Below are 25,003 nucleotides of genomic sequence, written 5' to 3'. Positions count from 1 at the left end.
CAGCCGCACCCGTGGCCGACACCCCAGCTGACCGTCCGAACGCGTCCCTGCCTCAGACACCCGCCGCGCCTCCGGCGGAGGCCCTGGTCGAGACCCCGGCCCCGCTCCCGATCGCGCCCTCGGCCGACACCTCGGCCCTGCCCTCGGCGGAGACCTTGGTCACGCCATCGGCGGGGGTCTCGCCGGAGCCCCTCGCGGGGACCTTCGCCGTGCCCTCGGCCGACACCACCGCCCCGCCCTCGCCCCCGTTCCAGGACCCCACCGCACCCCCCCCCCAGACTCCTCCCGTGATCCCTCCCCGGCCGGAGGCACCACCCCCGCTGGTGTTCGGGGTTCAGGAGCTGTCCTCGCCCCCGGTTCGCAAGGACCGTCGGGTTCTGCGGGCTGCCCTGCGCTGGACCGCCGCCGTCGTCGTGTTCGCGGTGGCCGGGGCCGGGACGGCGTACGGGGTGACGCAGATGAAGCGGTCCGACGTGCCCGGGCTCGCCACTGCCTCCGACGGGCGGTGGGACTACCCGGAGATCACCCGGCCGCCGCTGCCCGCCGGCCGCCCGGGGCCGTTCGCCACCGACAACGAGGCGAACGCCCACTACGCGGATCAGCGCGCGCTGCTGCTGCCGGCGCCGAAGGGCGCGAAGGCCGACGCGTCGCTGCGCGGCACGGACGGCTGGCTGCCGGCGAAGACCTTCCTCGCGCAGTACGCCGACCCGGACGACCGCAAGGAGCTCGGCCAGAAGCTGACCGACGACGGCCTGCGGCACATCGCGGCGCGCGGCTGGACCACCCCGGACGGCACGCACACCCGGATCTACCTGCTCCAGTTCGACTCGGCGGCCGTCGCGGACGAACTGTTCTCGACCGACCTCGTCTCCTACGACACCCCGGTCTACGCCCTGGACGGTGCCTCGGACACCGTCTACGACGGCGCCGTCAATCAGGAGAACCTCGCCGACAACGTCTCGGGGTCGGCGTACACCGAGGAGAAACCGTCCGGCGCCGAGGACGTGCGTCAGGCGTACCTCAAGGCCGGCGACACCCTCGCGCTGATCGTGCAGTCCCGCAAGGGCGCCGCGAAGAAGGTCCCGTTCCTGCAGACGGTCGCCCTGCAGAGCCAGCTGCTCGGCTGACACCCGCCCGAGCCGTACCTCGCAGAGAGCACCGGGCCCCGGCCGACTAAGCTGGGGCCCGGTCCTGTGAACACGCATCGCACACGCTCATCCGAGGAGCACCCGTGGAGATCTTCTTCGAAACCCTGCTGGTCCTGGTCTGCGTCGGCGTTCTCGCCTTCGCCGGACTGACCGTGAAGAAGCTGTACCAGGGCCAGCGCTGACACCCACCGAGGAACTGCTGACGTCATGATCGAGATCCCGTCCGACCTCCACAAGGACCTGGTCCCCCTCGTCTTCCTGCTCGGCGAGTGGGCCGGCGCCGGTGTGCACGACTTCCCCGGCTCCGAGAAGTGCAACTTCGGCCAGGAGGTCTCCTTCACGCACGACGGCCGCGACTTCCTGGAGTACCGCTCCCACACCTGGGTCCTGGACAACGACGGGAACAAGGTCCGCCCCCTGGAGACCGAGTCCGGCTTCTGGCGCATCGACGCCGACCGCAAGGTCGAGGTCACGATGACCCGCGACGACGGAGTCGTCGAGATCTGGTACGGCGAGCTCGCCAAGCAGAAGCCCCAGATCGACCTGGTCACGGACGCCGTCGCCCGCACCGCCGCCTCCGGCCCCTACACCGGCGGCAAGCGCCTCTACGGCTACGTCAAGAGCGACCTCATGTGGGTCGGCGAGAAGCAGACCCCCGAGGTCGAACTCCGCCCCTACATGTCCGCCCACCTGAAGAAGATCGTCACCCCGGACGACGTCGAGAGGTGGGCCAAGGCCCTGCCGGACGACATGCCGGACGACGGGATCGCTTTCTTCAAGTAGACCTAGACTCTGAGGTGTGGTGAGCACCCAAGGCATGGACCCAGGCACTGACTGGAAGAGTGATCTGCGGCAGCGCGGTTACCGGCTGACCCCGCAGCGGCAGCTCGTGCTCGAAGCCGTGGACACCCTGGAGCACGCGACCCCCGACGACATCCTCGTGGAAGTGCGGAAGACCGCCTCGGGGGTCAACATCTCCACCGTTTACCGGACCCTGGAGCTCCTGGAGGAGCTCCAGCTGGTCAGCCATGCCCACCTCGGGCACGGGGCGCCGACGTACCACCTCGCGGACCGGCACCACCACATACACCTCGTCTGCCGTGACTGCACGAACGTCATCGAGGCCGATGTCGAGGTGGCCGCCGACTTCCGGGCCAAGCTGCGGGACACCTTCGGCTTCGAGACCGACATGAAGCACTTCGCGATCTTCGGCCGCTGCAAGGACTGCGCGGCCAAGAGCGCGACGGGCAAGACGTCGGCCGAGTCTTCGATTACCGAGTCGTAGGCTTACCCGTATGAAGAGCCCCCTGCTGTCCCTGCCCGGCGCCGTCTCCGCCGAAGGAGTGGACGAAGGCGTCGCCGCCCACTACGGCGACCTGTTCCGCGAGCAGCGCGCCCTCGCCGACGGCACCGGTTTCGTGGACCTCTCGCACCGCGGTGTGGTCGCCGTCACCGGCGGCGACCGGCTGAGCTGGCTGCACCTCCTGCTCACCCAGCACGTCAGCGACCTCCCCGTGGGCGTCGCCACCGAGGCGCTGATCCTCTCCGCGCACGGCCACATCGAGCACGCCCTGTACCTCGTCGACGACGGCGTCACGGTGTGGATGCACACCGAACCCGACACCCAGGACGCGCTGATCGCCTACCTGGAGTCGATGAAGTTCTTCTACCGGGTCGAAGTCGCCGACCGGACAAGCGAGTTCGCGGTCGTGCATCTTCCCGCGGGCTCCATCGCCCCGGTGCCCGTCGGCGTCGTCGTACGCGAGACGCCGTACGGCCGTGATCTCTTCCTCCCGCGCGCCGACCTGGAGTCGTACGCCGAGAAGGCGGGTCCGCCGGCCGGGCTCCTGGCCTACGAGGCGCTGCGCGTCGAACACCACCGCCCCCGCGTCGGTTTCGAGACCGACCACCGCACCATCCCGCACGAACTGGGCTGGATCGGCACGGCAGTTCATCTGCAGAAGGGCTGCTACCGGGGCCAGGAGACCGTCGCCCGCGTCCAGAACCTGGGCAAGCCGCCGCGCCGCCTCGTCTTCCTCCACCTCGACGGCAGCGAGGTCCATCTCCCGGGCCACGGAACGGAGTTGCGGCTCGCGGCGGAGGGCGCGGAGGGCCGGAAGATCGGCTTCATCACGACCTCCGTACGACACCACGAGCTGGGGCCGATCGCCCTGGCCCTGGTGAAGCGGAACGTGCCCCTGGACGCGCCCCTGCTGGCCGACACGACGGCCGCGGCACAGGAAGTCGTCGTAGAGCCCTAGAGGTTCACCACGATCTAGAGGTCGACCACGACCGTGAACGGGCCGTCGTTCGTCAGCGAGACGCGCATCTGGGCGCCGAAGCGGCCCGTCGCCACCGTGGCGCCCAGGGCCCGGAGTTGGGCCACGACCTCGTCGACGAGTGGCTCGGCGACATCGCCGGGAGCCGCCGCGTTCCAGGTGGGGCGGCGGCCCTTGCGGGCGTCGCCGTACAGCGTGAACTGGCTGATGACGAGCAGGGGCGCGTCGATGTCGCTGCACGACTTCTCGTCGTGCAGCATGCGGATCGACCAGAGTTTGCGGGCCAGTTGGGCCGCCTTCTCCTTGGTGTCCTCGTGCGTGACACCGACGAGGACGCACAGGCCCTCGCCCTCGATCGCCCCGACCGTCTCGCCTTCGACCACGACGCTCGCGCCGTCCACTCGCTGCACCACTGCTCGCATGGGTCCCATGATGCCGTGCGGACGAGAAGGACTCCCGGCAGGTCTATTTTTGATCCTTAAGCCCCCATCTGGGGCCGTTCGGGGGCACTCGGTCACATAGCGGCCACTTGGGGTGGCACGATGCTGTCCACACGCCGGTCGAGGGGACGGGTAGAGGCACATGAGCACACCGAGTACCGGGCAGCCCCCCGGGACTGTCTCGCTGATCCGCGCGGGAGGACCGGCCACCCGCCGCCCGCCCGTGCAGCGCGTCGACAGCCCGCTGCTGCCCGCCGATCCGCCCGCACCCGACCTGACCGCACTGCGCCTCACGGAGCTGCGCGCGGTGCGCCGTGACGCCCAGCGCGACGAGGCCGACCTGAGTTACGTACGACGGCTCCTCCAGGGCCGTATCGACATCCTGCGGGCCGAACTGGCCCGCCGCTCCCCGGCGGGCGCGGCCTCGGTGGTGGACCGACTCTCGGAGATCCTCACCGACGCACCCGCCCGGCACCGTTCCTCGGCCCGGCACGTCACGCTCGGCACCCCGCACAGCGAGGAGTACCGGCTGCTGGCCGCCGAGATGCTCGCCGAGGTCGAGCTCTCGGACCTGGAGGCGCGCACCGACCTGGAGCTGAGCACCGCGATGGGCCGGCTCGTGCGCTACGAACAGCAGGTGTCCCGGCGCCGTCAGCTCCTCCAACACACGGCCGACGGCTGCAGCGCGGAGATCGCCCGCAGGTACCGTGAGGGTGAGGCGCAGGTGGACGACCTGCTCGTCTGACATGTGAGGTGAAGGGGTGCGTGTGACCGCCGAACCCAGTGACACACCCCCTCCACCTCCTCCACCCCCTCCCGTGCTCGCCGAGGTCGTCCGCTCCGGCTTCGTCGAGAGCCGGCACCGGGGCAGCCTGGTGGTGCTGGCGGCGGACGGTTCCGTGGAACTGGCGCTGGGCGACACGACCACCCCGATCTTCCCGCGCTCCTCCAACAAGCCGATGCAGGCGGCCGGCGTGCTGCGCGCGGGCCTCGACCTCACCGGCGAACGCCTCGCGATCGCCGCCGCGAGTCACTCCGGCGAACTCTTCCACCGCGATCTGGTACGTCGGCTGCTCGCCGAACACGGCCTGGACGCCGGGCAGTTGCAGTGCCCGCCGGACCTTCCGCTGGACCCGGTCGAGCAGGAGACGTACCTCGCGTCGGGCGCCGTACGCGACCGGGTCGCCATGAACTGCTCCGGCAAGCACACCGCGATGCTGGCGGCGAGCGCGCTGCGGGGCTGGCCACTGGAGTCCTATCTCGACCCCGAGCACCCGCTCCAGAAAGTTATCCACAGGGTTGTGGAAGAAGCGGCGAGTGAGCGGGTCACCGCCGTGGGCACGGACGGCTGCGGTGCCCCACTCCTGGCCATCACCCTGACCGGCCTCGCCCGGGCCTACCGCTGCTTCGTCCTGGCCGCCCCCGGCTCCCCCGAACGCCGGGTCGCCGACGCGATGCGCGCCCACCCCGAGTACGTCGCCGGCACCCGCCGCCCCGACACCCTCCTGATGCGCGCGGTACCGGGCCTGCTGTCGAAGATGGGCGCCGAGGCCGTACAGGCGGTGGCCCTGCCGGACGGGCGAGCCGTGGCGTTCAAGGTGGAGGACGGGACGGGCCGGGCGCTGGGGCCTGTGCTGGGGCGGGCGCTGGATCTGATGGGGGTGCCGGTGAAGGCGCTGGGGAGGGTCGCGGTGCTCGGCGGGGGCCGCGAGGTGGGGGAGATCAGGGCGGCGTTCTAGCGGTCACTTTTCGGGGGCGCGAACTGCCGGCCCGTCCGGAGCTTTTCCAACGCAGGTCACACAATCCAGCCCGTCCGTTGCCTTTCCAACGCAGGTCACACAATCCAGCCCGTCCGGCGTTTGAGGACGAGGCCCCTTCAGGGCCGAAGCGGGGGTCTGGGGGCGCAGCCCCCAGGGACGGGACGGGCAGGGGCGGCGGGGGCGAAAAAAATCCCCACCACACCACCCCCCACCGACCTACCGTGACCCCATGACCAGCCCTGCAGACGACCTCGCCGTACGCCACCTCACCGAGCCCGAGATCCCCGACTGGATCCGCGCCCTGAACACCGGCTTCCTGCGCACACCCACCGTCTCCGGAGCGGAACTCGCCGACCGCAGCAGCTATATCGACCCGTCCCGCACCCTCGGCGCCTTCGACTCCGGCAGATGCGTCGCGACCTTCCGTTCCCTCCCGCAGGAGATCACGGCCGTCGGCGGCGCACCCGTCCCCGCCGACGCCATCACGAACGTCAGCGTCACCGCCACCCACCGCCGCCGCGGCCTGCTGACCCGCATGATGTCCCAGGACCTGGCGGCGGCGAAGGAGCGCGGTGACGTCGTCGCCACACTCATCGCCGCCGAGTACCGGATCTACGGCCGCCACGGCTTCGGTCCCGCCACCGCGGCGACCCAGTGGGACATCGACGTCCAGCGCGCCGGCCTGGACCCGCGCTGGGCGGCGCCGGAGGACGGCGCCCGTATCGACCTGGTGGACGCCGAGGACGTACGCAAGCTCGGCCCCGAACTGCACGAGCGGCTGCGCCGCCTCCAGCCCGGCGCGATCAACCGGGACGACCGCTGGTGGCAGGTCGCCACGGGTGCGCTCAGCCTGACGCGCCAGTCCTGGACCGAGCCCTTCTACGCCGTCCACCGCGCGGCCGACGGCGAGGTGCAGGGTCTGGCCGCGTACGTCTGCGACGACACCTGGACCGACGCCAAGCAGCCGGGCGACACGGCCACGGTGAAGGATCTGATCGCGACCACCCCGGCCGCCGAACGCGCCCTGTGGCAGCACGTCTGCTCCCTGGACTGGGTGACGAGGGTGAAGTCGGGCTGGCGTTCCCCCGACGATCTGCTGCCCCACTTCCTGCCGGACCCGCGCGCGGCCACGATCACGACACACGCGGACTGGCTGTGGGTGCGGATCCTGGATGTCGTACGGGCCATGGAGGCACGGTCGTACGAGGGGGAGGGCACGTTGGTCTTCGAGGTGGCCGACGGGGCCGGACTGGCGGGCGGGCGCTACCGGTTGGTGGCCTCGGCGCAGGGGGCGTCCTGTGCGCCGACCACGGAGAGCGCGGAACTCACGCTGGATGTGCGGGAGTTGGGGGCGCTGTGGCTCGGTGACGTGTCGGTGCTGCGGCTCGCGGCGCTGGGCCGGGTGCGGGAAGAACGAGCGGGCGCCGCCCGAGTGGCCGACGCCCTGCTGCGTACGTCCAGGCGGCCTTGGTGCCCGGACATCTTCTGAACGCTCCTTGTCGTGCGGCCGGTTGGCGGCGGGTGGGTGGACTCATCCGTAGCTGTTCAGTTGTGGTTGTCGTGCGGCGGTACTGGCCGACCGGGCTCTCGGCTCCCCTCCAGGAGAGAGGTCCGGTCGGCCAAGTTACCTAAGTTGGTAACCAACTCTTCTCTAGTTATCTCCTCTTGGATGTGTCTCGTAACCACCTTTCCATGAACTGCCCAAAGATGGCGGGAAGTTGTAGGGTTTGGTCGTGGAGCCCGAACACGCCACCGTCAATGGACGGTCGAGGTCACCACGGCCACAGTGGTCACACCACGAACTGGCCGACGAGCTGCGCACCAGGATCAGGTCCGGTGTCCTGCGGCCCGGCCAGCGCATGCCCACCCAGGCCAAGCTGGCGGACGAGTTCGGCGTCGAGCGCGGGGCGGTACGGCAGGCGCTGCGCATCCTGCAGTCAGAGCGACTGCTCACCAATGTGTCCAAGGGGAGCCCGGCGACCGTCGCCCCCGACCTCGGACTGGCCCTGACCGGCCCCGGAGCGCCGCCGCAGCCCACGATGGTGGGCCTGGCCCCGCGCATCGCGGAGGCCTTCGCGCAGCCGCACGTGGAGATCGAGGCGCTGTGTCTGACGGCGGTCTCGCTCACGCTGGCCATCGGCGAGCCGCTGCGTCAGATCCACGCCGGGGAACTGAATCCGGCCAAGGTCGATGTGCGGGTACTGCTGCCGAGCAGTGACATCGAACTCGCGTTCCCGTCGCTGGTGGACGCCCCGGCCGACGGCCGGCCGCAGCGGCGCTGGCTGGCCCAACGCAACGCGCAGGGCCAGGTGTTGAGCCACAACCTGCTGGCCCTGCGCGCGACGCACGGCATCGACGTCCACATCACGTTCCGCGCGCTGCCCTTCACGCCTCCGGTGAAGCTTTACCTGCTCAACGGCTCGGAGGCGCTCTTCGCGTACTACACACTGAGCCAGCGCGAGGAGGAGATCGGGCAGGAGCAGGTGGAGATGTACGACGCCGAGGGCACCCAGTCGATGCTCTTCGCGTTCGAGCAGGGCGCGGGACTGCGGGACACGACGTTCGTGGAACAGTCCCAGCTGTGGTTCAACGCACTGTGGGAGACGATCAGTTCGGAGCTGAAGCTGACGAGCTGATCACCTCCCGCGGTGGCTGATCCGGGGGGCGGCTTTCGGATCACAGAGCGGGTCCGGTGAACAGGAGGGCCAGGACGACTGCCCCGATGGAGCTGATGGCCGGACTCTTGGCCTTGATGCCGATGGAGATCAGGAGCAGGCCGATGATGCCGGTGGCGCCGAACTTCCACTGGACGATCTGTTCGAAGCCGACGACGAAGACGGCGGACAGGAGGGCGATGGCAGGCACGGTGGTTCCCCCTTCGGGCTGCGGAAGCAAAACTTCCACCAACTTGGATAAGTTGGCAACCAACTCTGCTTAAGTTGTTCCCATTTGGTACCTACTCACACCTACTCGCAATCAAGTTCCAAACAACTCCCCTTAGATGGGCCAGAGTTATACCGTTTGGTCGTGACCCAGGAGAACGTGGCAGTGAACGGCAGCAGAAGCTTCTCGCCCCAGGAGATCGCCGACGCCCTACGGGACCGTATCCGTGCCGGTGACCTCAAGGCGGGAGACCGCCTGCCCACCCAGGCCGACCTGGCGGAGGAGTTCGGCGTGGAACGGGGCGCCGTACGGCAGGCCCTGCGGGTCCTCCAGGAGGCCGGACTGCTCACCAACGTCAGCAAGGGGAGCCCGCCCAGGATCGCCGAACCGGCGCCCGGGCCGGACGGGCCCCAGCCGACCATGGTGGCGCTGGCGCCCCGCCTGTCCGAGGCGTTCGCGGAGCCCCACGTCAAGGTCGACGCGGCCTGCCTGACCGCCGAGAGCCTCATGCTGGCGGTGAGCGAGTCGGTCCGGCTGATCCACGGGGGCCAGGTCCGCCCCACAACGATCGACGTGCGGGTGCTGCTGCCCTCCCGGGACATCGCCCTGGCCTTCCCCGTCCCGGTCGAGGACTCCGGCGACGACAACCCGGTCCACCAGCGCTGGCTGACCATGCGCAACGCCCAGGCCCAGGTCCTCCAGCACAACCTGATGGCCCTGAGAGCCACCCACGGCATCGACGTCCACGTCACCTTCCGCGCCCTGCCGTTCACCCCGCCGATCAAGCTCTACCTGCTCAACGGCGAGGAGGCGCTGCTCGGTTACTACGTCCTCAACGAGCGGGAGGAGGAGTACAAGAGCCAGACCCTGGAGATGTACGACGCCGTCGGCTCCCAGTCCGTCCTGTTCGCCTTCCGCAACCAGGCGGGTCAGCGCGACGCCGCGTTCGTGGAGGAATCGCAGAAGTGGTTCGACGCCCTCTGGGAAACCATCACGACGGACCTGACACTCTCCTAGTGACTCCTGATACGGCGCAGACTGTTCCGGTGACAGAAGAGACAGGCAACGTACGCGAATTGATCACCGGCGCTCGCTTCGTCCTTTTCGACTTCGACGGCCCGATCTGCCGGCTGTTCGCGGGACTCTCGGCGGAGGGCGTGGCGAAGGACCTGGTGTCCTGGCTGGAACGGCAGGGGCTGAAGGAACTGCTGACGCAGCGGGAGCGTGAGCACCCCGATCCGCACGTCGTCCTGCACGCGGTCAACAAGCGGCACCCGCGCAGCGATCTGGTCGACGAACTGGAGGAGTTGCTCACCCAGCACGAACTCAAGGCGGTCGACTCCGCGTTCCCCACCCCGTGGGTGGACCCGCTGATACGCACCTGGCACGCCGTCGGCATCCATCTCGCCGTCGCCACCAACAACTCCCCGCGCACGGTGACGGAATACCTCCACGGCCGGGGCCTCCTGGAGTGCTTCACCCCGCACGTCTACGGCCGCACGAACGACCTCGACCTCCTGAAGCCGAATCCGCACTGCCTGAACCGCGCCCTGCGCGCGATGGGCGCCCACCCCACCGACGCCCTGATGATCGGCGACACCCCCTCGGACTTCGAAGCGGCCCGCCGGGCGGGCATCCCGTTCCTCGGCTACGCGCGTAACGAATACAAGGAAACGTTGCTGCGCCGGGCGGGCGCCGAGTCCGTGGTGGGGTCGTTGCGGCCGGTACTGGACTTGGTACGGCGGGCGTAGCAGGACAGTCGCGCCGGTCACCTCGGTCGGACGTACGTGTCATAGCTCCGGGCGGTTCAATGGGCGGGTTCTCCGGCGTTGCTTTAGGGCTCTGGAGTAACGTGCCTCATCCCTTACTCATCGGCTCAACCGGAACGGGCTGAACCCAGCGAATGACACCCCAACTCACCGGTGTTCGGCTGCGAGCCGACGAACTGGTCGGCGAAAACGGCGTGGTCTCCGGTCCCCTCAAGGGCTACCACCACGAGACGTATGTGCTGACCATGCCGGGCGAGACACGGATCGTGAAGCTCCGTGAACCGCGCGAACGGATCCTGTGGTTCGACCGCAGGTGCTTCCGGTCGGAAGAGGCCCTGCTCCGCGAACTGCACGGACGGATCAGCCGAATCCCCGCCGTCCACGACGTGGAGGGCATGGCACTGCAGGTCTTCATCGAAGGCCGGACCCTCAAGTCCCGTCCGTGGGGCGACCGGCGGATCCCGGAGCCGGTCCATGGTCAAATCGTCGACCTGTTCCGGGAGTTGGCGCACGTCACACCGGACACCCTTGAGGTGGAGCGCAGTTGCGAGGCCAAGGACCGCGCGGACGACGGCGACTGCGACGGCTTCCTTGAGCGTCTCGTCGTCTTCGTCGAGGAACAGGTCTACGAGAAGAACTCCGCGGACTTCGGGCGGCTCTTCACGGAACTCGGCCTCCACCCCGATGCGTTCGTCCAGCTCAGAAAGAACGTTTCCGGCCTGACGCGACGTGACTTCTGCCTGCTCCACGCGGACCTGCACCGGGAGAACTTCGTCCTCGACCCGCTCAACCAACTCTGGTCCATCGACTGGGAGTTGGCGATGCTCGGAGATCCGCTCTACGACCTGGCCACCCACCTCTACCTGATGTCCTATCCGGCGGAACAGGAACGCCGCATGGCCGAGGACTGGGCGAGAGCCGTCGGTGGAGTACGTCCCGGCAGTGTGCGGGGCTGGGCGGACGACCTGGAACGCATCCTCGCCTTCAAGCGAGCGCAGTCGGTGTTCACCGACGTCATCCGGCTGTCCCTGTCCTTGCGTGACGGATCGAACGTCAACTGGGTCCGGCTCCCGTCGGCGGTCCGAAAGCTACAGACGATCATGACGGCCGCGGCGCGCCCCCTGGGCCTGGCCGAGATCCCGAGCAGATCCCGGATCGCGGCGGCGCTCCTGCGCTAGGGCCTGTCCGGCGGATCAGGTCGCAGGAAAGGGACAGTGCCTGATCAGCGCCGGTGAGCGGGGTCTGGTGCGTCCAACTGCAAGGCGGAGGAGGGAGGCGACGCGGTGGGGGCACCTCCCGGCCGAAGGCTGGGGGACGTCGGCGACCGACGACAACGCCGCTGGGGGTCCCCCCACGCCTTTAGGGCAGTGGGGAGGGCGCACCAGACCCCGCGTCTGCGGCATGATCCGCCGGACAGGTCCCAGGCCCAGTCCGACATGGCCGTTGGCAGTCATGGCCGGGGCGGTAGCGTCCGGGACATGACTGATGCCAGCGAATTCGAGGACATCCCCACCACCACTCTCGCCGAACTGCTCGGCCGTGAGCGGGTCATGGACGTCGGCATCCGGCCCTTGTGGGGTCCGCTGTCGCGTCTCGCCGGGCCGGCCTTCACCGTGCGGTGCCCGCCCGGCGACAACCTCATGCTGCACGCCGCCATCTACCGCGCCGAGCCGGGCTCGGTCGTTGTGGTGGAGTCGGGCGACCTGGACTACGCGCTCGCCGGCGGGAACGTCTGCGCCATCGCCCAGCGGCGGGGCATCGCCGGGTTCGTCGTCGACGGGGTGATCCGTGACCTGGGCGAGGTGCGGGAGGAGGGCTTCCCCGTCTTCGGGCGCGGTGTCATCCCGATCCCGGGCGTCAAGAAGGCCGTACTGCCGTTGAACGAGCGGGTGCGCTGCGGGGGAGTGGCCGTCGACGCCGGGGACGTCGTGGTGGCCGACGAGGAGGGAGTCGTGGTCGTGCCGGGCGCACGCCGGGCGGAGATCCTCACCGGGGCGCGGGCCCGGCTGGAGAAGGAGGCCGCCGAGACCCTCGACGACTGGGAGAAGGCGCACCGGGCCCGCGTCGACGAACTGCTGCGCGCGGGCGGCTTCGAGGGCGGAGGGTTTTGAGACGGGGAGTGGGGACCTTTGAGAGGCGAGGGGGAGAGGCTTTCTGATGCTCCTCTTCCTCGATGTCGACGGGACGTTGCTGCCCTTCGGGGCGTCTCGGCCGTACCCGGTGTACGACTACGGCTTCGCGCCGCCCGCATCCGACGCCCCTCCGCTGCTGACCCGGATCGACCCCTCACTCGGGCCACGGCTCGCGGCGTTGCGGTGCGAACCGGTGTGGGCGACGACCTGGATGGACGACGCGAACGAATGCGTCGCGCCCTGGCTCGGCCTGCCCCAACTGCCCCTGGTGGACTGGCCCGACCCGGCCGAGGAGGGCAACGGCGCGGGCGGCCGGCTGCACTGGAAGACCCGGCCGTTGGTCGCCTGGGCCGCCGGGCGGCCCTTCGTGTGGGTGGACGACGAGATCGGGGACGCCGACCGCGACTGGGTGAGCGCCCATCACCCCGAACGGGCCCTGCTGCAGCGCGTCGACCATCGGTACGGGATCACCGACGCGGATCTCGCCGAGATGGCGGCGTGGTTGGCGGCCAATCGGTGACGGGGTTTTCTAGAACAGGGGCTCGTCCGGCGACAGTTTCAGCAGCGACTTGGCGCTCTCCGTCGCGCCCGCGGCGCGGGTCGCCGCGGAGGCTCCGGGGAAGTGCCGGTTCCAGGACGCCGCGCGGCCGATGACACCGAGCCGGCTCGCGAGGGTCAGCGCGCGGCGCAGTTCGGCGGTGGTGCGGCCGTTTCCCGTCCAGGGCTCCAGGTAGGCGTCCCGCAGCCGGGGCAGCGCCTCGGGGCCGTACCGTTCGCGGACCCGCCCGGCCGGGACTAGGAAACTGCAGAAGGGGTGCGAGACGGCGGCGTCGCCCCAGTCGAAGAAGGTGTAATGGCCGGGGGCCGGGTGGAACAGCTGGCCGTCGTGCAGGTCGGAGTGGTCGAGCGAGTCGGGGATGCCCAACTCGGCCAGTTCCGCGCACGAGTCGAGCAGCAGCGGCCGTAGGGCACGCAGTCGTGCGGGATCGACGGCCGGTTCGGCGGTGGAGTGGATGAACTGCACGACCTGGTCGAAGACTTCGGGGAGGGCCGTCGTCCGTGCGCTGGGGACGCCGAGTTGTTCGAGTTCCTTGGTGTGCGGGATCAGGGCGCGCTGCATGGTCGCGTACTGGCGCAGCGGTTCTTCCCAGGCGCGGGGATCGGCGGGGTCGCGGTCGAGGGCCTGCCAGAAGAGTTCGCCGCCGTGGGGGAGCAGGGACCAGCCGCGGTCGGCGTCGACGGCGAGCGGCTTCAGCACGTACTGCGGGACCAGGCGGGCGAGCGCGGCGGTGAGCGGTGCCTCGAAGGCACCGGCCGGCGGATTGGCCTTCAGCCATACGGCGGTTCGGCCGGTGGCGACGCCGGGACCATCGAGTCCTCCGAGTCCTTCGACGCCTTCGATGCCTTGAACCGGCCCCTCGACGGGGATCCGGACCAGGACGGACCAAGGGCGCAGCCGCACACCCAGTCGGCCCGTCTCGCGCAGCCCCCGCGCAGCGAGTTCGCGCCGGGCCCAGCCGAGGGCGGCTTCCCGCCAAGTCTCCCGTTCCCAGGGCGTTTTGGCGTCCGCGTACTGCCCGCGGTCGATGACCAGTGATGTCTCGTCGTGCATCGCGTCATTCCAGCATCCGGGCCGATGGACGCTCCATCGATTTACCGGCCCGCGCTACCGTGGTGATCATGGCGGACTGGGGGATACGGCCTGCGGCGCGGGCGGACGTCGACACGGTGGCCGAGTTGCGGGCGGTCGTGCTGCGGGCGGATCTGGAACGGCTCGGGCGCTACGACGCGCGGCGCGTGCGGCAGCGGCTGCGGGACGGGTTCGAGCCGGGGCACACCTGGGTGATCGAGGTGGACGGGGCGTTCGCCGGCTGCGTGGCGCTAAGGCCGGACGAGGACGCCCGCTGCCACTGGCTGGAGCACTTCTATCTCGCGCCGGGGTTCCAGGGCGGCGGTATCGGGTCCGGTGTGCTGGGCGGGCTGCTGGAGCGGTGCGATCGTGACGGTGTCTCCGTCGTGCGGCTGAACGTGCTGCGGGGGAGCCCGGCCCGGCGGCTGTACGAGCGGCACGGGTTCACCGTGGAGACCGGGGACGACGAGGATCCGGTGGACGTGTTCATGGTGCGGGAGGCGCCCACTCGCCACCGGCCCTGACATTCGCGTGGGCTGCGTCGTCGTACACGTATTGATCTCAGAGCTGACGCCACCTACCGTCGGACGGTCACTCCTCTTCCCATCCGGAAGTGTCCATGCCTCGCCGGCCACCGGGCGAGATCAGAACCGAACAACCCCGCCGCGGGGGCGCCGGAAGCCGACAGGTCATCCCTGGTCTGTCCGCTGGGGCGAACCGGCAGATCGCGCGGTTCGAAGTTCGGTACCGGCTGCCTCCCGGTCATGTCGCCCACGCCTTCCGGGCATGGTCTCTGGCGCTTCACCCATGGCCGGACCACGGACCCAATCACGGCTGCGGAACCACCGTATGGAGGGACAGACACGCCCGAACACTGCTGCAAGGCGCGGCCTCGGTCATGAATCGCAGGGCACGCCGTGAACTGCTCGGAGCGGTTGCGCCCCTGGACGACCGCTTCCTGGCACGAACCCTGCAGGATCCGTTCTCATCACCCACGGATCCCTGGTGGAAGCGCCGCCTCGCGGAGTGACCCCTCTGTGTACGACGATCGCGGCGGACCGGCCGGACTCGGTGGCGTCCCGCTTCTCGCGGTCACCGACAACGGGTTCGCCGCTACTCGGACTGCCGGGCGCGCGCGGCCTTCTCCGTGCAACTGCGGGCGACCGTGTCGGCGAAGGTCCGGGCGAGCGGGGTGAGGGCGTCCCAGCGGCGGACGGCCCAGCCGACCGGGAGCGGGGGGAGACCGGGGAGGGGGACGAGGCGGAGCGGGCCGGTACCGGGTGTCTCCCAGCCGGGCAGGAGGGGTACGACGGCGTGACCGAGGCCGAGTTCGGCCAGCAGGAGGGCGGTGTCCCAGTCGGCGACGCCGGTGTCGGAGCTGCTGCGGACGCCGAGTTCGGCGAACGCGGCGTCGAGACGGGCGCCCGAGGTGGAGTTTTGGGGGAGGCGGATGAGGCTGATGCCGCCGAGTTCGGCGGTGTCGACGCGGGGCCGGGCCGCGAGCGGATCGTCGGCGCGGACGGCCAGTACCCAGGGCAGGGCGACGACGGGACGCTGCTCGATACCGCGCACCGGGCCGTCGATCGTGACCCACGCGAGGTCCAGGTTGCCGGCGGCGAGAGCCTCGAAGCAGCTGCGGCTGGAGGTCTCCGTCCGGAACTCAAGACCCACCTTCGGATAGCGCTGCCGGAAGGTGACGACCGCCTCGGACATGAAGTGCCGCACAGTGGTCCCGCCCGTCGTGACACGCACCGAGCCGCTGTCGCCGTTGACGAGGTCCCCGAGGCGCCGCATGGCCAGATCCAGACCGGCGACGCTGTCCGAGGCGGCCTCGCACAGCACCCGTCCCGCGTGGGTGGGTACGACACCTCGCGGCCGGCGCTCCAGGAGGCTCACGCCGGCCTCCCGCTCCAGCCGCTTCACATGCTGGCTCACCGCCGACTGGGTACGGCCCAGTTCGCGGGCGACGGCGCTGAGACTTCCCGCCCGGCACACGGCCACGAAGACACGCAGATCCTCAAGAGTCACAACTCCAAGCTACAGCTTGGGTGTTGACGGAAATCCATAGGATTGACCGGGGTCACGGACTCGACGATGATCAGCGCAGGGCCCAGGCGGCAACCCGTCCGGCGCCTTCGCCGGGCCCGGACCAAAGGCGAAGACACGGACGGGTGCCGACCTCCGACGAGCGACGGAAGGACACCGGGTCGTGTCTGACTCTCCTACGTCAACTGGTTCTCCTGCGCGTGCTGTTGATGGCGCCGGCGCCGACCGGGCCGTAGCACTGCTGCTCCGGCTCGGCGCCGCGGACATCGCGCACCCGGGCGGCACTCTTCTCGCCCACCTCGAACGCGTCCGGGACCGCCTCGCCGCATGGGGCGCCCGCCCGGCCCTCCAACTCGCGGGCCTGTGCCACGCCTTCTACGGCACCGACGGTTTCCCCACCGCGTTGTTGCCGGTGGACACGGGCCGTGCCGAACTCGCCGCGGTGATCGGCGCGGAGGCGGAAGGGATCGTGTATCTCTACGCGGCGTGCGACAGGAAGGCCACGTATCCGGGGCTCGCCGAGGCCGACGGCGTCTTCCGGGACCGCTTCACCGGCGCTCTCCACACCCCCGGTCCACAACTCCGCCGGGACCTCGCCGAACTCTCCGCCGCCAACGAACTCGACCTGGCCCACCACGACTTCGCCTTCCGCGACCGGTGGGGGCCCCAACTCCTCGCCCTCTTCACCCGGTTCAGGCCCCTGTTGAGCCGGCCCGCCTGGTCGGACTGCCGGACGGACCTCGCGACGTGACGAACTTCGCGATCCTCAGGGCGACTTGAGCTGGCGTCAGGCGGGCGGTCTCCACGACGAGTTGCCGCCAGGGCGGACAGTGCTGGAAGTCGTCACCCCGGCGGCCGGTCGAGTCTGGCGGCCACGGCGTCGAGGACCCAGTCCAGGCCGGTCGTGAAGGATGTCTCGGCGTCCACGTCCGTGCCGTCGTGTACGGCCTTGGCCAGTGCCGGGAATTGGCCTGTGGCCAGCATTCTCGTCACGTGCGGGCCGGAGGCGCGCTGCCAGTCGCGCTTGGACAGGCCTGTGGCGCGCTCCGCCCGCAGGTTCGCGATCTCGCGCCTGATCGCGCCGGTGAAGTAGGCGCTGACGGTCTCCACGGCGCGCATGACGGTGTCGACGTCGGCGAGACCGTCGAGGGCGGCCAGCTTGGCCTCGGTCACCGCGAGGCCGTTGGGGCCGAGCGTCGGACGGCCGCCGAGCAGGTCGGCCAGCCATTCGTGACGGAGAGCGGCCTGCCTGGTGCGGTGGGCGAGGACGCGCAGCGCCTCCCGCCAGTCGCCGGGCTGCTTCTTGGGGAGGATCTCCGCCTGGACCTCGTCCATCATGAGGTCGAACAGCTCCTCCTTGGTGGAGATGTATCCGTACAGCCGCATGGGGCCGGCGTTCAGCCGGGCGGCGACCTTGCGCAACGACACCGCCTCCAGCCCGCCCTCGTCGGCCAGTGCGACGGCGGCGGCGACGATCCGCTCCCGGTCGAGCGGCACGGGTCGGGTCGGCGGCTCCGGGCGGTCCCACACAGTCATGGACGCATCGTACTGTTGCGATACGCCGTCAGGGATCGATACGGTGTATCGCTATGAGACATCGCATCGCCGTAGTGGGGGGCGGTCCCGCCGGCCTCACCTTCGCCCGCGTCCTGCACCGCCACGGCCACCCCGTCACCGTCCTCGAACGTGATCCCGGCCCCGACGCCCGTCCCCCGGGCGGCACGCTGGACCTGCACGAAAAGCTCGGCCAGCTCGCGCTGGACAAGGCCGGTCTGCTGGCGGAGTTCGAGGCGCTGTCCCGGCCCGAAGGGCAGGCCATGCGCATCCTGGACACGGACGGGACCGTCCTGCGCGACTGGCGGCCCCGCCCGGACGACCTGGCCAATCCCGAGATCGACCGCGGGCAACTCCGCGACCTGCTGCTCGGCCCTCTCGACGTCCGGTGGGGGCGGGGCGTGACGGAGGTGGTGCCGGGGGCCGGGGACGGCGTACTCGTCGATTTCGCGGACGGGCGACAGGAGACGTTCGACCTCGTGGTCGGCGCGGACGGTGCCTGGTCCCGGGTCCGCCCGGCCCTCTCGCCGGTGACACCGCACTACACCGGCGTCACCTCGATCGAGACCTCCCTCGACGACGTCGACACCCGCCACCCCGACCTCGCCCGGTTGATCGGCGACGGTTCCGTGGCCGCGTACGGCGCGAACCGAAGCCTCGTCGCCCAGCGCAACAGCGGCGGCCACGTGAAGGTGTACAGCAAGTTCCGCGCGCCGCTGGACTGGCACGCGGACCTGGACCTCGCCGACGCCGAGGCCGTGCGGGCAGGTCTGCTGGCGCTGTTCGACGGCTGGTCCGCCCCCGTCCTCGACCTCCTCCGCCGCGGCACCGCCTTCGTCCACCGCCCCCTCTACGTCCTGCCCGTCTCCCACACCTGGACCCACGTCCCCGGGGTGACGCTGCTGGGCGACGCGGCCCATCTGATGCCCCCACTGGGCGTGGGCGCGAACCTCGCGATGCTGGACGGCGCCGAACTCGCCGAGTCCATGGCCGCCGCTTCCAGTCCCGTAGATCTGGACGAGACCGTCCGCGCCTTCGAGGAGCGGATGTGGGCACGGGCCGGCGGATGGGCGAAGATCACGGCGGCCGGTCTCGAACGCCTGGTCAGCCCGGACCCCGCCGAAGCCATCGCCGTCTTCGACGAAGTCCAGCCGTCCTGACGCCTACCGGTTGGCGCCCGGCTGCCAAAGGACGTCCCCTCGGGCGACGTTGGCCTGCCGGGCGAGGATGAAGAGCAGGTCGGAGAGCCGGTTCAGATACTTCACCGTGTTGCTGTTCATGGTTTCCCCGTGCTCCTCCAGAGCGGCCCAGGTCGCGCGCTCGGCGCGGCGCGCCACGGTCCGGGCCTGGTGGAGGAAGGCGGCACCGGGTGTTCCACCGGGGAGAATGAAGCTGCGCAGTTTTTCGAGACCCTCGTTGAACCGGTCGCACTGCTCTTCCAGGAACTCTATGTACGAGTCCTCCACGCGGAGCGAGGCCGTGTCGCCACCGGGTTCCGACAGGGGCGTACAGAGGTCCGCGCCCACGTCGAACAAGTCGTTCTGGATCCGCACGAGAAGCGTGGCGATCTCGTCGGACAAGTCACCTGCCGCGACGGCCACGCCGATCGTGGAGTTCGCCTCGTCCACGTCGGCGTAGGCCGCAAGTCTCTTGTCCAGCTTGCTCGTTCGGCTCATGTCACCAAGGGCGGTCGTGCCGTCGTCTCCCGTCCTCGTGTAGATGCGGGTGAGGTTCACCATGGCTACTCCCAGAGGTCCGAAGCGAAACGAACGGTCACGAATTAACGGTCACGGGTGACGTGCGACGACCCTGAGCGCGAGTTCTCGTGCGTGGTCGGCCGCCGCCGGTCCGCGGCTCGGGTCGGGCGCCTCGGAAAGGAAGACGAGAGCCAGCATCAGCGCGGCGTCCAGCCGGCACACCAACAAGCCCGCGTCGCTGTCGGGCGGAACCGTTGCCGTCCTCGCGTATCCGCTGCGGAGCGCCTCCACATCGAGCTCGTTCTCCGGGTACCGGGCGTACTCGACGAGGCGCCCGAACTCCACCGAGGGCGACCCGAGCAGGGCGTTCGACCAGTCCAGCAGGGCGACGGTCCGCCCCTGCTGTCGGCGGATGTTGTCGCTGCGGACATCGAGGTGCAGGAGGCCGGCCCCGGTGAGGCCGGTGAGATGTCCGGCGACGAGGGACGCGTCCGGCGGTTCGGGCCAGTCGTCGACAAGGCGGCCGATCTCGGCCCAACGGCGCCCGATACGCGCGGTGATCGCACTCGCCGTAGACACTCCCTCCGACGCGACGGGCGTCAGACGAGGCGGCGGCACCTGATGAAGCCGCGCGAGGAGCTGCCCGAGCGCGAAGGAGTCGAGATCCGATCCGTCGTCGGGGACGTATGCGGACAGCAGTACGTCGGGGGACGTCGGCCCGTCCGCCAGGACGAGTTCCTTCGCCTCGGGGACGGGCAGACCGTGGGCGGCGAGATGCCTCGCGATCTCGTACTCCTGCAGGAGCAGGGCCCGGGTGTCCACATGGGGGTCATTGGCGTTCGAGTCGAACCGCCGGTGCGCGAGACGCACCGCGACCGGCCGCCCGTCGCGCCCCCGCGCCCGGTAGACGGAGAACTCCAGCCCCTTGCCGACCAGTTCCAGGCCGCTCAGGCCCCACCGCTCGGCCAGGCTGTCCAACTCGGCGAATCGCTCATTCATCATGTGCACCCTCGGAGGTCCTACGGTCGTCGGTGATCCTGCTGTCCTTCGACAGGGCGAAAGCAACCGGCAGGCACATCACCAGAGTGACCGCGCCGCCGACCGCGAAGGCCGCCCGCGGTCCCGCCAACGTGCTCAGCCAGCCGAAGAGCAGCGCGCCGAGAGGCATCGTCCCCCAGGCGAACAACCGGTACACGCCGGTCGCCCGGCCCAGGAGGCGATCCGGTATGAGTTCCTGCCGCAGGGTGACGGCCACGACGTTCCAGACCATGAGGCCGAACCCGGCGGCGCAGTAGGCGACGGTGACCACGTACACGCTGTCGGTCGCCGCCACCGCCAGGCCCGCGACACCCATGAGGGCCAGGTTGCCGATCAGGGTGGGGACCCGGCCGATCGCTCCGGTCATACGGCTCGCGGCCACGCTGCCGACCACACCTCCGGCGGCTCCGGCGGCCAGCAGTGCTCCGTACGCGGCGTCCGGGAGGTCCAGCACGTCGCGCACCAGGATGACGAAGACGGCGATCTGTCCCAGGTACACGGCGTTGATGACGCCCGCGGAGACGGTCAGGGCACGCAGCAGAGGGTCACGCAGCACATGGACCAGGCCTTCGCGGATGTCGGTCAGCAGCCGCGGCCTGACGGTGGACCGCTCGGGCTGCGGCCCGCGAACGCCGGTCAGCAGCACCGCGGACGTCAGAAAGGAGAGCGCGTCGAGCAGGAGCGGAACCGCCCGGCCCACCGTGAACAGCACGCCGCCGAGCACATGTCCCAGCAGATCGCGCCCCACCGTCTGGACCGCGAAGAGCCGGCCGTTCGCCGCCTCCAGCCGCTCCTTGGGAACGATGCTCGGCAGCAGCGCGAAGGACGCGCAGTCGAACAGCACCTCCCCGACACCCAGCAGGAACGCCGCGGTCAGCAGGGACCAGAACGTCAGCCGGCCGCAGGCGAGCAGCACCACGGTGACGATCAGCGTCAGGGCGCGCAGCAGGTCGGCGGCGATCATCAGGCGGCGGCGCTCGAACCGGTCGGCGTACGCTCCCGCCGGCAGGCCGAAGAGCAGCCAGGGCGCCGTCGTGGCCGCGGTGACCGCGGACACCGGGAACGCGTCGTGCAGCAGTGCGGCGGACAGCAGCGGAAGGGCGGCGAAGCGCATGCCGTCGCCGACCGCCGACGCGCCCGCGGCACCGGTCAACCGGTGGTAGCCGGAACCGAAGCGGAGGGCGGTGTGCGCGCTCACCTCGGCCTCCCCGGTGAGAAGACGGCGCACCGCAGCTCGCTGGTGTAGCGACGACCGCGCACGCTCAGCCAGCGCTGGTCGGGTGTGGGCAGCATTTCGGAGATCTCCAGCGTGCCGTCCCTCCGTGCGGCCAGCCGGCACAACTGCCGTACCAGGAGCGGAGCCTGCCAGTCGACGTAGATCGGCTTCGGTTCACCGGGGACCTTGACGAAGACGTGCCGGGGCAGCCCGAGCTCGGAGCTCAGCCGGCAGGCGGCGACGAAGCCCGCGGCCTCCTCCCCGCCCGGCTGTCCCGCGAGGCCGTCGAAAGCGGCCGTACCGCGCAGGCGGGCGGCGGGGACCCGCCAGGTCTCGCGCTGCAGCACCACACGGCCGCAACGGATACGGGGAATGTGCTCCAGGGCGGGGGCGTCCAGCCCCGCCCCGCCGAAGTGACGAGGGAAGGCGAACGGGGACAGCGGGTCCTGGCGGATGCTCGGTCCGCCGGCCGGCGGCGCCATGAGACGCAGCCTGCCCACGACACCGTGGGCGCGCAGCTCCAGCCGCCCCTCCCGCAGCACGACGTACAGCTGGGAGGGCTGCACCACCCGGTCGCGGGACTGCCCGGAACGGCCGTAGACCTCCAAGTCGTAGCAGGGGTAGACGAGTTGGGTCGACGACTTGTCCGGGTGGCCCCGGGACAGGTTGGCGAGGACCTCGCCGTCGTCGAGCAGGGACAGGTAGCCCTCGTGGACCTCGGGCAGCAGTTCCGGGGCGCGTTCCTGGATGAGGGGGCCGAAGCTGGTGTGGGTGATGACCTCCCGGACGGCGTGGCAGTCGCCGATCACCGCGGTGAACCGGCCCTCGCGCAGGTCCTGTTGGCTCGTGGCGGCGAACAGCACGTCCGGGTCGACCACTGCCGCGGGTGTACGGGGATGGGCGGCGAGGATGGCCTCCATCCGGTCCCGGTCCACGACGACCTCCGGCCGGTCCACGCCCTCCTCTCCCAGCAGGGCGTCGGTGATCACCCGGTCGAGCGCCGCCAGTTCGGCGTCGACGGCGGCGCACTCACCCTCAAGGGCGTGCCGGTCCCGGAAGAAGTCCGAGTAGAGGCGGTCCAGCGGGACCTCGACATCGGCGCCGAAGCGCTCTGCCACCCATCGGGTGAGAACGGCGGACTCACGCCGCATGCGCAGCCGTGGACGGGCGAGCACGGTCTCGTACACGATCGACAGCTCGTCCGTGATGAAGCGGGCGATGTCCGGGCCGATGGTCAGGCCGACCGGCTCGCCGTGGGCCTCCTCGAACAGGATGCTCCGGTCGGCGTAGTGCAGGCCGCTGTTGCGGTTCGCGGGGGTTCCCGTCAGCGTCTCGAACCTGGCTTTGGTCGCGGCCAGTGCGGCGGGGCGCTCGGCGAGCGGCAGCTTCGCGAAACGGGCCAGGTCCTCCTCGAAGCGACCGATGGCCGAGAGGACCGGCGCGGCCTGCCCCGGCGGAGCGGACAGCAGTTGTCGGCGCAGGGCGGCCAGGGGCTCGTGGTCGCCCACGGGGATCTCGAACTCGGCGACCACCCATTCGCGCGCGACCAGCTCCTTCAGCGCCTGGTCGAAGGCGACGGGGGTGTGGGTGCCGAACTCGGTGTCCCACTCCGAGCGCAGTTGGTGAAGCGTTCGTACGCCGTCGCAACGCCGCCACAGCCATTCCTCGTGCGCCGCCAACTCCCTGCCTCCGAGGTGCTGGAAGTTCCAGTCGGTGTCCAGTCCGTCCCGGGTGGTGAACGCGTAGAGGTCGATACGGCCGTCGCGCAGGAAGGACAGCGGGCGCCTGCGAGGACGTACGAAGTCGAACAGGCCGGGGGCCGCCGCGGCGCTCTGGGCGAGCTTCTCCGCGGCCCAGTGGCTGAAGAGCGTCCGGCGCTCCAGCTCCCGTTCCGAGGTCCACGCGATGCCCGGCACGTCCCCGACCCGGCCCACGGTGAACGGTCCGAAGTGCGAGTGGGTCTCGTTCTTCGTCGTCACCCGCTGGAGGTACATCGTGAGCAGATCGGTCATTCTCCGGGTGTGCCGGCCCATGTCGCCCTGGAAGGTGTCGAGCCATGCGGCGAACCCCGGATACGCGGAGTCGTTCGACAGCAGCAGCACCTGCCGCAGGCGCTCGTCGCCGAACGCCTCGACCACCGCGTTTCTCGCCCGGTCCAGGCGGGTGCGGTGCCGGGCGGTGAAGGCCTCCTGTTCCCTGCCGAACTCCTCCGCGGACGCCTGGTAGGTGTGCAGGGTGCGCACCGCCTCGTCGGGCAGTGCCGCGGTGGCACGCCGCAGTTCACGGCCGGGCAGCGGCCGTAACTGGCCCACGCGGGACGCCGACTGCGGGCAGCCCGGGACCTGGTGCTGTCGCAGCACCGCCTTGAGTTCCCGTGCCAGCGCGGTCAGCCGGCCCCTGCTGCGCAGGAGGGCGTGGGCCTCGTGGACGGAGGCGGTGTCCACGAGCGGGTCGAGCGCCTCCATCGGAAAGCCGGCCTGCCGGAGCACGACGACCGGTACAAGTCTCCAGGCCTCGCCCGGGACGGGGTTCGTGCTGGTCCGGGAGTCGTTGACGCTGGTCACAGTCCTGCCTCGGTGCTCGTGCGGACGGGACGACGGTCGTGCAGCGCGTCGATGACGGCCAGGGGATCCGCGGGGAGCGCGGGCAGCAGGCCGGGCCGCGGCGCCCAGGGTTTGACCCGCACTCCGTGGTAGTCGGACCCGGCGGTCGCGACGAGCCGGAGCCGGTCGCACACCTCGGCGAGCCGGCCGCTGTCGGCAGGAGTGTGCCAGCTCGTCCACACTTCGAGCCCGGCCAGTCCGGCCGCCCGCAGCGGCTCCAGCACAGCCGCGCACTCGGAACCGTCCAGGCCCGTCACGAACCGGCCGGGATGGGCGAGGACGCCGACTCCGCCCGCCTCCTCGATCCATGACAGGACGTCGACCACGTCGGGCTTCTCGGGATGCTCCACATGGAGCGGCCGACCGGGACGGCACCAGTCGGCCGCGAGCCGGCCGTACGCCTCGGTCGTGTACTCGGCGAACCTCGGGTCGCCGTGCGCCGCCTCCAGCAGCAGGCCGAGATAGTCGCCCACATAGGCCACACGGTCGCCGCCGAGGCGCCGCACCACGTCGTCCCAGGTGAGCGGTACTCCTATGGCCTGCGCACGGTCGGTCCAGGTGCGCCACCACGCCAGTTCGCCGTCGTGGACACCACCGATCCGTTCCCGGAACCGCGGGTCGTGCGGGTCGACGAAGTAGGCCAGGCAGTGGGTCTCCTCGCCACGCCAGACGGCGCTGACCTCGCACGCCGGTACGACGGTGAGGCGTCCGCCGACGGCCTGCTCGAACGCGGCGATGCCGGCCACCGTGTCGTGGTCGGTCACGGCGGCCACCCGCAGCCCCGCGTCGACGCAGCGCCGGGCCAGCT

Annotated in this window: 27 protein-coding genes; 16 read left to right on the top strand and 11 right to left on the bottom strand. The window is 70.4% G+C overall.

The window, feature by feature from the left end:
* Positions 1 to 52 precede the first annotated feature (52 nt).
* Positions 53 to 262 carry a hypothetical protein gene (locus R6V09_RS07020; protein WP_317880462.1) on the bottom strand — a complete coding sequence of 70 codons (210 nt, stop codon included), beginning with the start codon at positions 260 to 262 and terminating at the stop codon, positions 53 to 55.
* A gap of 25 nt (positions 263 to 287) precedes the next feature.
* On the opposite strand from R6V09_RS07020, the gene R6V09_RS07015 reads away from it, so the two are divergent.
* The 4 genes from R6V09_RS07015 to ygfZ all read left to right on the top strand — a co-directional run bounded on the left by R6V09_RS07015 (position 288) and on the right by ygfZ (position 3,409).
* Positions 288 to 1,127, top strand: coding sequence for a hypothetical protein (locus tag R6V09_RS07015; RefSeq protein WP_442809988.1), 840 nt, complete (start codon positions 288 to 290; stop codon positions 1,125 to 1,127).
* A gap of 228 nt (positions 1,128 to 1,355) precedes the next feature.
* The gene (locus tag R6V09_RS07010; protein WP_019062576.1) at positions 1,356 to 1,931 is read left to right on the top strand and encodes an FABP family protein; all 576 of its coding nucleotides are present in this window, start codon (positions 1,356 to 1,358) and stop codon (positions 1,929 to 1,931) included.
* A gap of 34 nt (positions 1,932 to 1,965) precedes the next feature.
* Positions 1,966 to 2,433 carry a Fur family transcriptional regulator gene (locus R6V09_RS07005; RefSeq protein ID WP_317880461.1) on the top strand — a complete coding sequence of 156 codons (468 nt, stop codon included), beginning with the start codon at positions 1,966 to 1,968 and terminating at the stop codon, positions 2,431 to 2,433.
* 10 nt (positions 2,434 to 2,443) lie between these two features.
* Positions 2,444 to 3,409, top strand: coding sequence for a CAF17-like 4Fe-4S cluster assembly/insertion protein YgfZ (gene ygfZ, locus R6V09_RS07000; protein ID WP_317880460.1), 966 nt, complete (start codon positions 2,444 to 2,446; stop codon positions 3,407 to 3,409).
* 14 nt (positions 3,410 to 3,423) lie between these two features.
* Here ygfZ and dtd read toward each other — a convergent pair whose 3' ends face one another.
* Positions 3,424 to 3,849 carry a D-aminoacyl-tRNA deacylase gene (gene dtd / locus R6V09_RS06995; RefSeq protein ID WP_026179311.1) on the bottom strand — a complete coding sequence of 142 codons (426 nt, stop codon included), beginning with the start codon at positions 3,847 to 3,849 and terminating at the stop codon, positions 3,424 to 3,426.
* Positions 3,850 to 4,009: 160 nt separating this feature from the next.
* On the opposite strand from dtd, the gene R6V09_RS06990 reads away from it, so the two are divergent.
* The 4 genes from R6V09_RS06990 (at position 4,010) to R6V09_RS06975 (ending at position 8,263) form a co-directional block, all read left to right on the top strand.
* Complete coding sequence (locus tag R6V09_RS06990) at positions 4,010 to 4,612, top strand: RsiG family protein (RefSeq protein ID WP_317880459.1); 603 nt, start codon at positions 4,010 to 4,012, stop codon at positions 4,610 to 4,612.
* A 16-nt stretch (positions 4,613 to 4,628) separates the two neighbouring features.
* The gene (locus R6V09_RS06985; RefSeq protein WP_317880458.1) at positions 4,629 to 5,606 is read left to right on the top strand and encodes an asparaginase; all 978 of its coding nucleotides are present in this window, start codon (positions 4,629 to 4,631) and stop codon (positions 5,604 to 5,606) included.
* A 250-nt stretch (positions 5,607 to 5,856) separates the two neighbouring features.
* The gene (locus R6V09_RS06980) at positions 5,857 to 7,116 is read left to right on the top strand and encodes a GNAT family N-acetyltransferase (protein WP_317880457.1); all 1,260 of its coding nucleotides are present in this window, start codon (positions 5,857 to 5,859) and stop codon (positions 7,114 to 7,116) included.
* 238 nt (positions 7,117 to 7,354) lie between these two features.
* Positions 7,355 to 8,263, top strand: coding sequence for a winged helix-turn-helix domain-containing protein (locus tag R6V09_RS06975; RefSeq protein WP_317880456.1), 909 nt, complete (start codon positions 7,355 to 7,357; stop codon positions 8,261 to 8,263).
* Between the two features lie 40 nt (positions 8,264 to 8,303).
* Here R6V09_RS06975 and R6V09_RS06970 read toward each other — a convergent pair whose 3' ends face one another.
* The gene (locus tag R6V09_RS06970) at positions 8,304 to 8,492 is read right to left on the bottom strand and encodes a hypothetical protein (protein WP_200715320.1); all 189 of its coding nucleotides are present in this window, start codon (positions 8,490 to 8,492) and stop codon (positions 8,304 to 8,306) included.
* Positions 8,493 to 8,648: 156 nt separating this feature from the next.
* Between R6V09_RS06970 and R6V09_RS06965 the strand changes: the two genes are divergently transcribed.
* The 5 genes from R6V09_RS06965 to R6V09_RS06945 all read left to right on the top strand — a co-directional run bounded on the left by R6V09_RS06965 (position 8,649) and on the right by R6V09_RS06945 (position 12,931).
* Positions 8,649 to 9,527 carry a GntR family transcriptional regulator gene (locus tag R6V09_RS06965; protein WP_317880455.1) on the top strand — a complete coding sequence of 293 codons (879 nt, stop codon included), beginning with the start codon at positions 8,649 to 8,651 and terminating at the stop codon, positions 9,525 to 9,527.
* A complete protein-coding gene (locus R6V09_RS06960) occupies positions 9,527 to 10,261 on the top strand; it encodes an HAD family hydrolase (RefSeq protein ID WP_317880454.1) in 735 nt (244 codons plus the stop codon). The genes R6V09_RS06965 and R6V09_RS06960 overlap by 1 nt, the downstream gene beginning before the upstream one ends.
* Positions 10,262 to 10,413: 152 nt before the next feature.
* On the top strand, positions 10,414 to 11,457 hold the full coding sequence (locus R6V09_RS06955) for a phosphotransferase (RefSeq protein ID WP_317880453.1): 1,044 nt from the start codon (positions 10,414 to 10,416) through the stop codon (positions 11,455 to 11,457).
* A gap of 300 nt (positions 11,458 to 11,757) precedes the next feature.
* A complete protein-coding gene (locus R6V09_RS06950) occupies positions 11,758 to 12,390 on the top strand; it encodes an RraA family protein (RefSeq protein ID WP_317880452.1) in 633 nt (210 codons plus the stop codon).
* A 46-nt stretch (positions 12,391 to 12,436) separates the two neighbouring features.
* On the top strand, positions 12,437 to 12,931 hold the full coding sequence (locus R6V09_RS06945) for an HAD domain-containing protein (protein ID WP_317880451.1): 495 nt from the start codon (positions 12,437 to 12,439) through the stop codon (positions 12,929 to 12,931).
* Positions 12,932 to 12,940: 9 nt separating this feature from the next.
* Here R6V09_RS06945 and R6V09_RS06940 read toward each other — a convergent pair whose 3' ends face one another.
* Complete coding sequence (locus R6V09_RS06940) at positions 12,941 to 14,023, bottom strand: phosphotransferase (protein WP_317880450.1); 1,083 nt, start codon at positions 14,021 to 14,023, stop codon at positions 12,941 to 12,943.
* A gap of 68 nt (positions 14,024 to 14,091) precedes the next feature.
* Between R6V09_RS06940 and R6V09_RS06935 the strand changes: the two genes are divergently transcribed.
* Positions 14,092 to 14,565 carry a GNAT family N-acetyltransferase gene (locus R6V09_RS06935; RefSeq protein ID WP_317880449.1) on the top strand — a complete coding sequence of 158 codons (474 nt, stop codon included), beginning with the start codon at positions 14,092 to 14,094 and terminating at the stop codon, positions 14,563 to 14,565.
* Between the two features lie 589 nt (positions 14,566 to 15,154).
* On the opposite strand, the gene R6V09_RS06930 is transcribed toward R6V09_RS06935, so the two are convergent.
* Positions 15,155 to 16,069 (bottom strand): LysR family transcriptional regulator, encoded by a 915-nt coding sequence (locus R6V09_RS06930; protein WP_317880448.1) that lies wholly within the window; start codon positions 16,067 to 16,069, stop codon positions 15,155 to 15,157.
* 256 nt (positions 16,070 to 16,325) lie between these two features.
* Between R6V09_RS06930 and R6V09_RS06925 the strand changes: the two genes are divergently transcribed.
* A complete protein-coding gene (locus R6V09_RS06925; protein ID WP_317880476.1) occupies positions 16,326 to 16,838 on the top strand; it encodes a DUF6817 domain-containing protein in 513 nt (170 codons plus the stop codon).
* Positions 16,839 to 16,930: 92 nt separating this feature from the next.
* On the opposite strand, the gene R6V09_RS06920 is transcribed toward R6V09_RS06925, so the two are convergent.
* Positions 16,931 to 17,623, bottom strand: a complete 693-nt coding sequence (locus tag R6V09_RS06920; RefSeq protein ID WP_317880447.1) for a TetR/AcrR family transcriptional regulator — start codon at positions 17,621 to 17,623, stop codon at positions 16,931 to 16,933.
* A 53-nt stretch (positions 17,624 to 17,676) separates the two neighbouring features.
* Between R6V09_RS06920 and R6V09_RS06915 the strand changes: the two genes are divergently transcribed.
* Positions 17,677 to 18,801, top strand: coding sequence for an FAD-dependent oxidoreductase (locus R6V09_RS06915; protein ID WP_317880446.1), 1,125 nt, complete (start codon positions 17,677 to 17,679; stop codon positions 18,799 to 18,801).
* A 3-nt stretch (positions 18,802 to 18,804) separates the two neighbouring features.
* On the opposite strand, the gene R6V09_RS06910 is transcribed toward R6V09_RS06915, so the two are convergent.
* From R6V09_RS06910 to R6V09_RS06890, 5 genes are all read right to left on the bottom strand, one after another.
* Positions 18,805 to 19,380 carry a cob(I)yrinic acid a,c-diamide adenosyltransferase gene (locus R6V09_RS06910; protein WP_317880445.1) on the bottom strand — a complete coding sequence of 192 codons (576 nt, stop codon included), beginning with the start codon at positions 19,378 to 19,380 and terminating at the stop codon, positions 18,805 to 18,807.
* A gap of 48 nt (positions 19,381 to 19,428) precedes the next feature.
* Positions 19,429 to 20,340 (bottom strand): phosphotransferase family protein, encoded by a 912-nt coding sequence (locus R6V09_RS06905; protein ID WP_317880444.1) that lies wholly within the window; start codon positions 20,338 to 20,340, stop codon positions 19,429 to 19,431.
* Positions 20,330 to 21,574, bottom strand: a complete 1,245-nt coding sequence (locus R6V09_RS06900; RefSeq protein ID WP_317880443.1) for an MFS transporter — start codon at positions 21,572 to 21,574, stop codon at positions 20,330 to 20,332. The genes R6V09_RS06905 and R6V09_RS06900 overlap by 11 nt, the downstream gene beginning before the upstream one ends.
* Positions 21,571 to 24,156 (bottom strand): lantibiotic dehydratase, encoded by a 2,586-nt coding sequence (locus tag R6V09_RS06895; protein WP_317880442.1) that lies wholly within the window; start codon positions 24,154 to 24,156, stop codon positions 21,571 to 21,573. Before R6V09_RS06895 ends, R6V09_RS06900 begins: the two co-directional genes overlap by 4 nt.
* Positions 24,153 to 25,003, bottom strand: an 851-nt coding sequence (locus R6V09_RS06890) for a PHP domain-containing protein (RefSeq protein WP_317880441.1), incomplete at its 5' end; no start/stop codon positions are given. The genes R6V09_RS06895 and R6V09_RS06890, both read right to left, overlap by 4 nt.

This window comes from Streptomyces sp. W16 (genome assembly GCF_033194735.1).
In the GTDB taxonomy this organism is placed as follows: Bacteria; Actinomycetota; Actinomycetes; order Streptomycetales; family Streptomycetaceae; genus Streptomyces.
Note: the sequence above shows the minus strand (reverse complement) of the source record. Positions and strands in the feature narration are given on the sequence as shown.

Coding starts and splice junctions, on each gene's coding strand:
- R6V09_RS07010 (WP_019062576.1), top strand. CDS start 1,356: ATGATCGAGATCCCGTCCGACCTCCACAAGGACCTGGTCCCCCTCGTC.
- R6V09_RS07005 (WP_317880461.1), top strand. CDS start 1,966: ATGGACCCAGGCACTGACTGGAAGAGTGATCTGCGGCAGCGCGGTTAC.
- ygfZ (WP_317880460.1), top strand. CDS start 2,444: ATGAAGAGCCCCCTGCTGTCCCTGCCCGGCGCCGTCTCCGCCGAAGGA.
- dtd (WP_026179311.1), bottom strand. CDS start 3,849: ATGCGAGCAGTGGTGCAGCGAGTGGACGGCGCGAGCGTCGTGGTCGAA.
- R6V09_RS06990 (WP_317880459.1), top strand. CDS start 4,010: ATGAGCACACCGAGTACCGGGCAGCCCCCCGGGACTGTCTCGCTGATC.
- R6V09_RS06980 (WP_317880457.1), top strand. CDS start 5,857: ATGACCAGCCCTGCAGACGACCTCGCCGTACGCCACCTCACCGAGCCC.
- R6V09_RS06955 (WP_317880453.1), top strand. CDS start 10,414: ATGACACCCCAACTCACCGGTGTTCGGCTGCGAGCCGACGAACTGGTC.
- R6V09_RS06950 (WP_317880452.1), top strand. CDS start 11,758: ATGACTGATGCCAGCGAATTCGAGGACATCCCCACCACCACTCTCGCC.
- R6V09_RS06945 (WP_317880451.1), top strand. CDS start 12,437: ATGCTCCTCTTCCTCGATGTCGACGGGACGTTGCTGCCCTTCGGGGCG.
- R6V09_RS06940 (WP_317880450.1), bottom strand. CDS start 14,023: ATGCACGACGAGACATCACTGGTCATCGACCGCGGGCAGTACGCGGAC.
- R6V09_RS06935 (WP_317880449.1), top strand. CDS start 14,092: ATGGCGGACTGGGGGATACGGCCTGCGGCGCGGGCGGACGTCGACACG.
- R6V09_RS06920 (WP_317880447.1), bottom strand. CDS start 17,623: ATGACTGTGTGGGACCGCCCGGAGCCGCCGACCCGACCCGTGCCGCTC.
- R6V09_RS06915 (WP_317880446.1), top strand. CDS start 17,677: ATGAGACATCGCATCGCCGTAGTGGGGGGCGGTCCCGCCGGCCTCACC.
- R6V09_RS06910 (WP_317880445.1), bottom strand. CDS start 19,380: ATGGTGAACCTCACCCGCATCTACACGAGGACGGGAGACGACGGCACG.
- R6V09_RS06905 (WP_317880444.1), bottom strand. CDS start 20,340: ATGATGAATGAGCGATTCGCCGAGTTGGACAGCCTGGCCGAGCGGTGG.